The following is a 12,490-nucleotide window of genomic DNA, read 5'->3' as shown; positions in this document are numbered from 1 at the left end:
TCATCCCCATCCTTGATAAACGTTTTTGGTCTTTTGAGCGATTGTACTCCACTCTAATTCTTTCAATACTTCATCATAATCTGGTAACTTCTCTTCATTCTTTACGTTTAAAGCCACTTTCATCGCGTTCGTCAGCCCCCGACTATCTTCTGGATCATAACGAACAACCATGTCTTCCTTACAATATTCATCAATGAAATCATTATTGGGCATGACAATCAGTTTCTTGAACGATAGCCCCAATATAGCGGATCCCGAAGTCGTTATCTCTTTGTAAGGCATCACCATCACATCAACAGAGCTAATTAGATCGGCGATCGATTCGTTCGGAATAAAACGTAATTCCAAAATAATGTTATCCAGATCCTGAACACCTTTCAGATATTCCTGCATCTCTTGATCAGCTTTGCCGGCAATGATTAAATAGGATTGTTTCGTCTTCACGGCATTAAACGCTTCAATTAAATCTTCAACGCCCTTATATGCTTTGATCGCACCAAGAAATAAGTAGACGTCGGCATCTTCACTTATGCCGTATACTTCCCTGTAGTTCATGCCGTTCCGTTTATACACGCCTACATAATGACCATGTTTCACAACGAATAACTTCTCATCAGGAACACCGAATTCAGCGATAACCTTTTGTTTGATAGACTCAGAGGCAACAATCAATTTACTACAGAAACTACAAATTAATCGACGCATGAAACGTTCCATTGTGGGGTACTTCACATGATGTGGGTACAGATTATGAATGGTCCAGACTAACTGTATATTTCTTAGCTTCAAATACACCATGGTTAGAATAAATATGAACGATTTCACTATAAAAATCAGCGGATTCCGGTTCTGATAAGCATGGTGCATCCAATGAATATGGACGATATCACCTGATTTCGCTTGACCTACCTTCAGCATGAACTTGCCATGCTTTAGATCCCTAATATCCATTCCTGCACCGCACAACGAATCTGTTAATAAATCATTATAAAAGTTTAACTCGCTCGACTTCGGCCACATCCATACTTTCATCGCATTACTCTCCCTAACTTGCTAGAATCAATTCCACCGGACATCCTTTTTGACTACCTTGGCCGGTATCCCTGCTACAAGTGTATAGGGCTCCACATCCTTCGTTACAACTGAGCCGGCAGCAACAACAGCACCATTACCAATGGTCACACCTTTTAAAACAATAGATTTGCAGCCGATCCATACCTCATCACCGATCACAACAGGTTTCGTCGATATCGTTCCTTCTAGCTGATGGTAATCCGTGTCTGTTATGACAACATCCCATGAGATCGCGCAACCTCTACCAATCGTTACTGACTCCTTCGCCATAATCTCTGTCCGACGATTAATGTACGTGTTATCACCGATCATGATCTTTGCGCCGGGAGCATCTAAATAGAAATTAACTTGGTTATAGAGCATCACTCTATTTCCTAGTATTAATTGTGAATGGACACATTTTGAAATTACGTGAGAACCTGCAACTTGGAGCATTGAACCACTTTTAGTTACTCTTAATGCAAATAAATAACCTCTAAGTATACGATTAACCTTCTTGATGACATGCCTTACCTTACTTGCATTCAAGTGAAGCCCTCCCTGGCATTACTCGCTTCTATACTCCTGTCACGATCCTTTAGTTATATCTCCGGATCCAATCATTCGGTACGTTAATTTCACGAATGACTTTAGCAGGTGTACCACCAGCCATGACATTGGCTGGAATGTCGCGTGTAACGACGCTGCCTGCTGCGATCACACTATTATATCCGATCGTTACACCAGGCAAGATAAGTGCTCCTCTACCGATCCAGACATTATCTGAAATGACGATATCTCTACTAATAGATTGATCATCTTTATCCACAGGATGAAAGTTCGTATCAATCATATTAACCATTGGGCCTATAATTGAATTACTACCAATTCGAATCGATTTCGAACAGCCTATATCTAATCCATAGTTAAAAAATACGTTGTCTCCCACCCACAATGTGGCTAGTTTATCAACGGAAATCGAGGACTGAAAGGGTTTCGCATGAAAGGATACATTTCGTCCAACGACGAATTCACCTTTATTCTTTACCGTCAGTCGACCTGAAATTCTGCTCAACCTGCCCACAGATTTGGTCTTGAACGGAAGAATTATCGCACCCTTCAGAACAGCTACCAACTTACCTACACTGAGTTGTCTCGTTATGCTACTCATACACTCAACCCACCACTTCTGGCTTCAAGTGATTAGTCAATAATGTATGGTAGGTGTCCTCTACCTTCCGAGCAATTGAATCCATGTTGAAATCATTCATTACGCTTGCATGACCTTGGCTTGCAAGCTCCTGATAGTTCACTCGTTTATCGTATACCTTCTGAATCGTCTGATAGAGTTCTTCCACGTCTCCATCCTTCACGATGAAGCCGCCCTGAGTCATCTGGATGATTTCAGGAGCTCCACCAGAATCGGACACAATAACGGGTGTCTGTACCAACATAGATTCAATAATGACTCTGCCAAAAGGCTCATTTAACGAGAAGTTAATGGTCAGATCGCATTCTTTCATCAGTTCAAGTGGCTTTTTACTATAGCCATAGAAGATGATGTTATCTTCCAAACCATACGTAATGACCTTTTGAATCATACTGTTGAAATATTCATCCGATCCATCGACGGAAGTGTCTCCAACGATGATCAGCTTCCAGTTGTATTTCTTGTTATCAGCCAATTTCTTGACGGCCTCAATCATAAGATGGTATCTCTTCCACTCAACGATCCGTCCAAATGTTCCAATGACGAGCGTATCATCTTCCATAAAGTCTCGATTCTTTATCGTAAGACCTAGCTCTGTATCAACGCCATTATAGATGATCGTCTTATTCTGACCCTCGATTGAGTTCGCTACAAATTGTGAAATACAAATAACTTGATCGAAGAACCTTGGTAATACACGATTAAACATACGTAAATGAGTATAATCCCGATGGTGCCACACCAATTTGCATTTAGATAGGAATTTAAGGGGCGCAGTATACCATGGCGCTCGCCATCCATTCGCATGAACAATATCAATCTTGTTTTTCTTCACGAACTTCTTGATTTGAAATACGGTCTCCAAATAGCCGAAGCCTAGTTTCTTCTTGATGCTATTCAGTCGAAGTGGAAAGTGCTCGTACTCCGTTTTGATTTCATTCAAATACTCGGCATCCCCCGGGCTTAATAAGAAAATCCGGTATTGAGAAGTGTCCAAATAATTGATTAAATGAATTAAACTTTGTTCGGCACCTCCCTTTTTATCCGCATGGGTTACAAACATGACATTTATTCTTCTCTTATCCATTCACAGCACCTGCTTCATTCGATAACTTGTGTTCAACGACTCTATGTAACCCTTCAATACTTCTTTATGATCGTAATGAGTGCGTATGAATTTCTGTGACGATTCTAGTAGTGTTCTCGCTCTTGTCGGATTGTCGAACAATAACTTGATCCTACGGTAGAACTCTTCAGGACTATCTGCGACCATAATGTGCTCGTTATCTACTAGACCCGTGCCCTCATATCCAATAGAAGTTGAGATGACCGGCAATCCATTCTGGATCGCTTCAATTGTTTTTAGCTTAACACCTGCACCGTTCTGCATTGGATTAACAAATAGATACCCATCTTTATATATGTCTTCCAGACTCTCTGGTGTATCATGTACGATAACGTTCGTCATATCATATGAATCTAGCCAGGATAGACTCTGCTTTCTGCTGTTTCCTGCCACGATGAACTTGTAATCTGGCTCTTTCAACATTAATGGATGAATATGCTTCAGATACCATTCGATAGCTTCACGATTATTCGGCATAAATAACGATCCGATAAATACGACATGTTTGCTGTCAAATGTGCTTGCAAGGAACCTCTCCTTGGTTACCGGAGGTGGTAAGAACAAACTTTTGGCTGAAGGATGAAGTTTATGGAATGTTTCAAATTCCTTATTTGAAATAAATAAGTACTTATCTACTTTTTTCAACATCTTCTTCTGCAAGAATGTGAACTTCGTACTCTCCATCCGATAATAGATCTTATGAATAACGTTAGAGGTACTCTTTGCAAGTGCATTGAAGTATACTGCCTCATCGTTATGAACTCGTAAAATAACATTCGCGTGTTTGACCAGCGGATTATTCAGGATCGGATAGACATAGTCGCCTTCAAGCAACACATAGTCATAATCCTCGTCGATATTCACTTTTCTTAGCTCATTCCGTGAGTGTACTTGCATGGGGACCCTATGTAACAAATCTGTGAGTTTACTTCTCCGATCACATATCTTTATATCCTCAACGTAACGGAATACCACTTTCATATCCGACGCTGAAGGCATTTGTTTACCGCAAACAAGAAGATGGATTGTCCACCCCAGATCGGCTAACACCTTAATTCGTCCCCACGTATCGACCCTGCCGCCATGATCGGCGGGATAAGGAAAATCACTACACACAACCAGTATTTTCATTTGGATACCCCCGACATATTGGATTGGTTTAATTCATTATTTTCCCCTAAGAATATACTTATAAATGCGAATAACATCCAAATCTCATATTTGATCTCAAGCGCCACAAAGAGTAAAGAGAATAACATGCAGACAAGCGCTAGAAACAAGATAAGACTAGATTTCACTTTAACGATCAAGTCCTTGGCCATCTTATAAAAGAATACTAGTGAGAATATTCCACCAAACATAAACCATTGAAAAAATCCAGATTTAACACCTAGATTCTTATCTGATTCAGAATATTGTAGTAACTCTCCTGTATTAATCTGGCTTACCCCGAAAACATTGTAATAAAAATGGGTCATAAACTTAATCGAGTCATTTAAGTAGTCATCGAAATACATCAAGTAGGCTCCTGTACCAACCCCAAGAGGATGATGGAAGATCGTAATAATGGCGATAAGAATCGTCCCCATTCGCGTATATGATGATGTATAGTTCTCGATATCGTTACTAAATGAGCTGATCAACCCTGCTGAGAAATAAGCAATAAACATATACATGGCTAAGACCACGCCGATGAGCACAATGAAGTTCCTCTTTTTTCTGAAATCAAGAAACTTAATCATCGCTACAATTAACGTCAGTAGACATACAATCAGAAATCCTTTGGATCCCGTAACTGATAAATAGAATAGAAAAAAAGCAGCGACATATAGATTAGAAAGAATTTTTGCAAAACGTTCTAAATATTGACTCAAATAGACGAGAATTGCCGAAAACGCAACAACAATTGTTCCCGTAGTACTACTTTCTGACGTAAGAAGCCGCACCCTCCAATAAGAGTGACTTCCTGAATGCATGAAAGTGAGCGCATTAGGCATCGTAACTAATTCCACAATCATAATGACAAGTAAGAAAGTTAGGACAAAAAAGAAACAACCATACAATAGCTTAAAGCTTCTGATTTTTGAGAAAATCAATTGGATATGCCTGAGATACAGTAAGATCAATACGAAATAAATTAATACCTTTATCCCCTTACCGAGCAGGCTCTCCGACCAGAAACTATAACTACCCTGCATGAATTGAATGAGAATATATCCCAAGGTGACAAAACTTAAATACACAATGAATGCGAATAGGTATTTCTGTAACTTTGACACAACCATTAATCTCTTATATTTTGAAAGCATCGCAATCTCGCAAAAAACAAACAGTGGAAGCAACATAATAATAGGCGATCTTCCAATTTCACCGATCATGTTCACAAGAGGGAAGTCCTGATAGACGGTCACTACCAGCAAGAAACTGAGATAAATGGCCAAAAAGAACTGTCTCTTGCCTAGCTGCTTCTCGGCTATTTTTCCACTTTTCGTAAAATGGCTTTGTAAGCTTACGTTCATCATCTATTCAACCCCGTAAATCTAGACATATTTTTTGACAGTTACGGAATATCGTCCACCTTGTTTCTTCAAGGCATCCTCGTATAGTCGCTCGATCTGTTTGTTCATCTTATCTGAATGGAATTTCTCATAAAAGATTTGTTCACCAGTCTCGCCCATCCATTCGAGCTTGTCCTTCGTTAGCGCCTGAATGATGTGAACCAACTCTTCCTTCTTGTCAAAGTCAAAGATATATCCGTTGACTCCATGTTGTATAATCTCCGGAAGTGCTCCACGATTACTTGCGATAACAGGCTTCTTATTCCGTAACGCCTCAATCGCCACGATTCCGAATCCTTCCCAACGTGAAGGAACGATCACAGTGTCGCATGCTTTCATATAACGGTCGATCTCCGTGTTGTCTACCCATCCTATTTTCACTGCATTGTTGGGATATGTGTAATCACAATCCTTCAATACTGTATCGCCGACGAGATAGAGATTCACGTTTGCGAAAGGATTCTCGTTAAACACTTCGAGCAACAAATCAAAACCCTTTTGGCGGTCGAAACGACCTACATAAAGAATATTTATCTTGTTCTTCTCTACCTCGAAAGGTAATGCATTCGAAGGGGGAGCATCCGATACACCGTTATATACGACTACCGATTTCTTAGCTGGTAAACCATAGTTCATCGACATCTGATGTTCATGCTTCGAAATATTTATAATGAAATCAGTTCGTAGCGCTAATAGTTTCTCCACAACCGCAAATATTCTTTTCTTCCAAGACTGTGTGTCCATAAGAAAGGCCCAGCCATGTGCACAATAAATGACTACAGGGCGTTTCTTCTTGAAAAAAAGTAATGTTCGCAAGAAAAACCCTGCGAACGTTCCATGGACATGCACGATATCCGGATTGATCTCACTCATCTTTGTCTGTATCGATTGCATCGCTTTAAGGAAATAGATTGGACTCCTCTTATAAGGATACAGATGCAATCGATCAGGACTAATCTGTAACGTGCTGCTGTTTGAATTCTGTTCGGATGCCATGAGATAAATATCATGGTTATCCATTTGGTACTTCAATACTTCATTCAAATGGGTTTCAATTCCACCCTTAGTAAACTCCGAAATATGAAGGACTCTTGCCATGATCTTCCCTCCATCTCTTAGTTAAAACGCATCCTTGGATCCGACCATCGCCTTCACCGTTCGCAGAATAATTCTGATATCGAACATGATGCGTTTCTGCTCAATATACGTTAAATCGAGTTCAACCATTTGTTTGAAATCTAGATTACTTCTACCGCTTACCTGCCATAACCCTGTGCATCCTGGTGTGACTGACAAGCGTCTCTTATCATAATTCGTATATTCCGCCACTTCTCTAGTAAGAGGTGGTCTAGGACCTACCAAGGACATTTCGCCTTTAAGCACATTGAATAATTGTGGAAGTTCGTCAATACTTGTTTTTCGAATAAACTTTCCAACCTTCGTCACACGTGGATCGTCTTTCATCTTAAACATTGCACCGCTTACTTCGTTTTGATCGAGTAATTCCTTCAGTTTGTCTTCTGCATTCGTGTACATAGAACGAAGCTTGTACATCCGAAACAGCCTTTCGTTCTTCCCTACCCTAGTTTGATTGAAAATAACAGAACCTGATGGATCCTCTAATTTGATAAGGAGAGCTACTAAAGCTAGCAAAGGACTTAATAGAATTAAACCAACTATAGAACCGAAGATATCTAACGTACGCTTAGACACTAAATATAGGGTGAACCCTTCTTCTTTCGTGCGGGTATGTGAGTAATAATCCGTCATACCTACAACAGCTTCTTCCCTATATTGTGAATATCTCATGTTAAACCATCCTTCCTCCAATTAATTCTTTACCCTTCTCTCGCTTCATAATTTCTTCAAGTCCTACCAAAAGATCGTGTCTAAGTTCGTTATTGCGTAGTGCGAAATCGAGAGTTGTCATAATAAACCCTAGTTTCTCTCCCACATCATAACGAGTACCTTGGAAATCATAGGCATATACACCTTGATCCACATTTAACATTTGAATCGCATCGGTAAGTTGAATCTCTCCACCTGCACCAAGCTCGTGTCTGTTCAAATATTCAAATATATCTGGTGTCAGAACATATCTCCCCATAATAGCGAGGTTAGAAGGTGCTTGTCCGATGGGTGGCTTCTCTACGAAACGATTAACTTGGTATAGATTATCTATTCTATCGCCCGGATCAACGATTCCGTAACGATGCGTCTGATCCTCAGCTACGGTCTGAACACCAATAACCGAACGTCCCGTACGTTCATATTGTTCAATGAGTTGCCTTGTACATGGAACCTCAGCTTCGACGATATCATCACCAAGCAACACAGCGAATGGCTCATTCCCGATGAAATTTCGTGCACACCATACAGCGTGTCCAAGCCCTTTCGCCTCTTTTTGCCTAATATAATGAAGGTTCACATTTGAAGATTTCCTTACTTTTTCCAAAATATCGAGTTTGCCTTTTTCCTCTAGAATGTGTTCTAGTTCAAACGCGATATCAAAATGGTCTTCAATTGCACGTTTACCTTTACCGGTCACTACGATGATGTCTTCCACTCCAGATTCAATAGCTTCTTCCACGATATATTGGATAGTTGGCTTATCGACGATGGGAAGCATCTCTTTAGGCATTGCTTTCGTTGCTGGTAGAAAACGAGTGCCTAACCCTGCTGCGGGGATAATGGCTTTTGTCACCTTTTTCATTTGAATTCACCCTATCCTAATTTTATAGTTCGCATTATACCGAGATGCTAAAAATGCGAGCTATGCCATCCTTGTTAGAGAAAGCATAGCTCGGATTTTTAGCTTACAAATCCGAGGTATTCTTACTGCAATACAAGGGCATTTAACCCAACCTCACGACACACCCTTGACGACGAACGTCTAAGGTCGATTGACCGACCCACAGCATGACCGAGTGCCTCCGGTGATAGAGATGCAGGAGGCATTACCTTCCTATTCATCACTTCTTATAGAGAGAGTGAAGACTAATCGTCTGTTTTTTCTCCGTAATAATAGGTGTAGGAATCTGAATCATTTCGATTGATGTTATTAAGAACCACACCGATAAGCTTGGCATTCACATGTTCAAGATAAGCTTTGGCTTTGAGTGCTACTTCTTTTTTCACTTTTCCCGAATCCACGACGAGTACAACTCCATCACTTAAAGTGGCTACAATTTGTGCATCTGTAACGGACAATATCGGTGGTGTATCGATAATGATCACATCGTACAGTCCTCTTGCTTTGGAGAGCAGCGATGCCATTTGCATAGATGACAGCAACTCCGACGGATTCGGTGGAGTAGGACCTGCATGAATAATGGATAAATTGTCCGTGTCCGTACTTTGGATCACTTCTTCCAGTAACTTTTGCTTGAACAGGACGTTAGTTAACCCGACACGATTGGATTTACCAAAAATATGGTGTTGCGAGGGTTTCCTTAGATCCGCATCGATCAGCAGAACACGTTTATTCGACTGTGCGAAGGCGACAGACACATTAGCAGTAGTTGTACTTTTTCCTTCATTAGGCTTAGAAGACGTGACCATGATGACTTGTAATTTATGATCTATGAACGAAAATTCAATATTTGTCCGCAACATCCGATACTTTTCAGAGATTGGGGACTTCGGATTACTTTCGGTAATTAATTTATTAGGCATCAAGCGAGACATTGGTATCCCTCCCAGCTGTTGTTGTTAGCGGAACTTTGTTGCCTCGGTCCGTGATATCACTTTCCTTATATCTAGGAATTGCAGACAATACTGGAACACCTAATATCATCTCAATATCTTCTTCCGTCTTAAGCGTGTCATCTAAGTAATCTAGTAGAAAGGCAAGACCTACACCAAACATCAACGCTAGCATGAAAGAAACAGCGATGTTTAATTTCGGATTCGGCGCTATCGGACCTCGTATCTCCAATGGATCTGCTTTATCCAAGACAGAGACATTATCCACCTTCATGAGATCCGGAATGGTTTTTTGAAAAACAACAGCTACTGCATTTGCAATATTGGCAGCTTTCTTATATGAATTATCTCGAACGGAAATGGACATGACTTGCGTCTCATTTACTGAACTCACGCTAACCTTCCCTATGAGTTCCCCATAAGTCATATTCAAATCAGGGTATTCCTTAACGACCAGCTTCATCATCCGTGGTGTTTTGATAATTTCCTTATATGTTTTGATCAGACCAATCGTTGAATTGATAGAACCAAGATCAATACTCGGTAACATTGAACTACTATCCTTGTACTGATTAACAATCAACTTCGCTGAAGCTTCATATTGTGGTGTAATGAAATAGTAAGAGTAGATTCCGATGGATAGACAACTTATTGAAATAATTAATCCAATCAATAACATCCTTCCTTTTACAATTAACCAATATTGTTTAAGTTCCAAATTGTTACCTCCATTACAATTTAAGTCTTGTACCATTTCATCTTTGATAGAATTATGATTCAAACTGAATCACGAAGTATATTATGTTATTCAAATCGCGACCTTGGAAAGATAATTAACCCATAGTAGCATTAAGCTCTACAGATAATCATTCCTTATGAATTAAAGTTCCCTTAAGTTATTCAAATTGCGAACTTATTGGCATGGTTTAACCCTTCATATTTCCGAATGCAACCCATTTTAATTAGGACAACGTGTCGTTATTTACCGTTTATGTAATGCGTCTGTCTTCATGAACTCGTCTATCGTTCCACCATCCATCACATAATCCATCATATCTTCTGAACTAGACTCATATCCCATCTTTCTCAATAGCTGCGATAACAATATAGCCATATCCACGGGTTCCTTCCATGGCCGATAGCCTAACATAACAAGCATCTCAGATAAGGATCTCCATTCGTTTAGTTCATCTTGATTTAATAGAGAAGCATCTTCGGATAGTATTTTTAAAAATTGCTTTAGCCTTACTTGCTTCTGCTCTTGACCCGAAACAGTCATTTTGACTTCCTCCATTCATCAAGTTATATGTTTCTTTACGTTGAATAATGGAGATTCACTATTCTGTTACGTCTTCCTTGTCGATTTCGATCTCCTATGTATTACAACTTTGTAATAACTTTTATTAGGATGACGCCAATTTGTATAACTCTTGATTAATATTATGCCACAAATATTAATTTTTCTTGAGGGAATAAAGACATGGTTATCCGCTCCTAATTTAAGATGAAATCTAACATCGTTTGCTACTTTTCTTCTTTAAAAAATGCTTTTTATGTAAAATTAAAGCGCTTTATATTTGTCTTCTCCGTTTCCTTTCTTGGTTTCCTTCATATATGACGAAAAACTGCTGACTGCCCTTCTGTTATACGGTTTTTGTCTCCGAATGCGTTATGGTAATGAACCAATCTGCTCTAATAAACCCTTCAATTTCCCCAACAAATTAGGGACTATTGGCCACCGTCCTATAAAAACAGGACTAAAATAACTTTCGACATTATTTGCGTGCGTTTATTTATTAAATAAACGTTTATGTAAACGCTTTAACCACTTTTTAAAAGAAAAAACCCACAGTTTTCCGCTCAATCACGGATATACTTGGGTCATAAACTAACAATTGTAGGCATTATTTTGATCTATTTTCATATTTATGAACAGAACTCGTTACTCTATTCCCACTTTATTGGTATACATAGGTGAACAAGGTCCTATGAATCCAACCGTTATTTCTGAAAATAGGAACGTAACCGATGTAGTACCCCTTCCGACAAAGGTTCTTTGTCAGGTATACTCTCAAAAGGTCTATTCTCTAATATATTTTGTGCATTACTCAGATAATAGTTTTCCCATTCCTCGCCCATACGTTTACGAATCTCACTATAGGCTTCACGCATCCGAAATCCTCTATGCTCTACGTGATGTGCATCCGATGATACAATATGAATAAGTCCGCTTTTGCATAACGTCCATGCCAATTTCTCAACTCGTCTGCCAAACCCACCAAGTAATGAATGAGTTGTAACCTGTGCGAATGCTCCTAGATCGATCAACTCAGCAAGTCGCTCTGGATACTTCATCACTTCAGCATTACGTTCAGGATGCGCAATAATAGACTTAATCTTCAAAATGTTTAATTCATGTATCAATTCATATATTTCCTCTGGTATACGGGTAGAAGGTAACTCTATTAGCACATAACTTGAATCCGCTAATGAAAGCAATTCTTCTCTAAACCAAGCATCTAACCAATCTTTATGCCACCGTATCTCTTGTCCTGAGCGGATAGAAATAGGTATACCCTCTTCTGTTAACTGCTCATTAATATGACGAGTAAGCTCTAATACTTCACCTGCAGTATTCGTATATCTCCCGTTCGCATGATGTGGCGTAGCAATAATCGTTGTAATGCCCTCTGCAACAGCCGCCTTAGCCATATTTAAGGTAGCACTCCAATTCGCAGCACCATCATCTATTCCGGGTAATATATGTGTATGAATATCAATCATCTCGGCTTCACTTCCTAAAACGATAGATTCAACTCACCGCGAGGCAAGCTTGCG

13 protein-coding genes are annotated in these 12,490 nt (G+C 39.6%); all 13 read right to left on the bottom strand.

Annotated features, from left to right (window positions below; all coding sequences use genetic code 11):
- The 13 genes from AC1D69_RS07230 to AC1D69_RS07170 all read right to left on the bottom strand — a co-directional run bounded on the left by AC1D69_RS07230 (nt 1) and on the right by AC1D69_RS07170 (nt 12,436).
- Entirely contained in the window at nt 1-1,032 is a 1,032-nt protein-coding gene (locus AC1D69_RS07230; RefSeq protein ID WP_495455462.1) for a glycosyltransferase family 4 protein, read from the bottom strand.
- Nucleotides 1,033-1,059: 27 nt separating this feature from the next.
- Complete coding sequence (locus AC1D69_RS07225; RefSeq protein ID WP_495455461.1) at nt 1,060-1,602, bottom strand: acyltransferase; 543 nt, start codon at nt 1,600-1,602, stop codon at nt 1,060-1,062.
- Between the two features lie 49 nt (nt 1,603-1,651).
- Entirely contained in the window at nt 1,652-2,224 is a 573-nt protein-coding gene (locus AC1D69_RS07220; RefSeq protein WP_495455460.1) for a DapH/DapD/GlmU-related protein, read from the bottom strand.
- A 4-nt stretch (nt 2,225-2,228) separates the two neighbouring features.
- Entirely contained in the window at nt 2,229-3,350 is a 1,122-nt protein-coding gene (locus AC1D69_RS07215) for a glycosyltransferase family 4 protein (protein WP_495455459.1), read from the bottom strand.
- Nucleotides 3,351-4,520 (bottom strand): glycosyltransferase family 4 protein, encoded by a 1,170-nt coding sequence (locus AC1D69_RS07210; RefSeq protein WP_495455458.1) that lies wholly within the window; start codon nt 4,518-4,520, stop codon nt 3,351-3,353.
- On the bottom strand, nt 4,517-5,911 hold the full coding sequence (locus tag AC1D69_RS07205; RefSeq protein WP_495455457.1) for an O-antigen ligase family protein: 1,395 nt from the start codon (nt 5,909-5,911) through the stop codon (nt 4,517-4,519). Before AC1D69_RS07205 ends, AC1D69_RS07210 begins: the two co-directional genes overlap by 4 nt.
- Nucleotides 5,912-5,929: 18 nt before the next feature.
- Nucleotides 5,930-7,045 (bottom strand): glycosyltransferase, encoded by a 1,116-nt coding sequence (locus AC1D69_RS07200; protein WP_495455456.1) that lies wholly within the window; start codon nt 7,043-7,045, stop codon nt 5,930-5,932.
- Nucleotides 7,046-7,066: 21 nt separating this feature from the next.
- Complete coding sequence (locus tag AC1D69_RS07195) at nt 7,067-7,717, bottom strand: sugar transferase (RefSeq protein WP_495455681.1); 651 nt, start codon at nt 7,715-7,717, stop codon at nt 7,067-7,069.
- Between the two features lie 40 nt (nt 7,718-7,757).
- Nucleotides 7,758-8,660 (bottom strand): UTP--glucose-1-phosphate uridylyltransferase GalU, encoded by a 903-nt coding sequence (gene galU / locus AC1D69_RS07190; RefSeq protein WP_495455455.1) that lies wholly within the window; start codon nt 8,658-8,660, stop codon nt 7,758-7,760.
- Nucleotides 8,661-8,944: 284 nt separating this feature from the next.
- The gene (locus tag AC1D69_RS07185) at nt 8,945-9,634 is read right to left on the bottom strand and encodes a CpsD/CapB family tyrosine-protein kinase (RefSeq protein WP_495455454.1); all 690 of its coding nucleotides are present in this window, start codon (nt 9,632-9,634) and stop codon (nt 8,945-8,947) included.
- Entirely contained in the window at nt 9,615-10,370 is a 756-nt protein-coding gene (locus AC1D69_RS07180; RefSeq protein WP_495455453.1) for a YveK family protein, read from the bottom strand. Before AC1D69_RS07180 ends, AC1D69_RS07185 begins: the two co-directional genes overlap by 20 nt.
- A 264-nt stretch (nt 10,371-10,634) precedes the next feature.
- Entirely contained in the window at nt 10,635-10,931 is a 297-nt protein-coding gene (locus tag AC1D69_RS07175) for a hypothetical protein (RefSeq protein ID WP_495455452.1), read from the bottom strand.
- Nucleotides 10,932-11,653: 722 nt separating this feature from the next.
- Nucleotides 11,654-12,436 carry a tyrosine-protein phosphatase gene (locus AC1D69_RS07170; protein WP_495455451.1) on the bottom strand — a complete coding sequence of 261 codons (783 nt, stop codon included), beginning with the start codon at nt 12,434-12,436 and terminating at the stop codon, nt 11,654-11,656.
- Nucleotides 12,437-12,490 lie beyond the last annotated feature (54 nt).

Source organism: Paenibacillus sp. Y301 (genome assembly GCF_059445505.1).
Note: the sequence above shows the minus strand (reverse complement) of the source record. Positions and strands in the feature narration are given on the sequence as shown.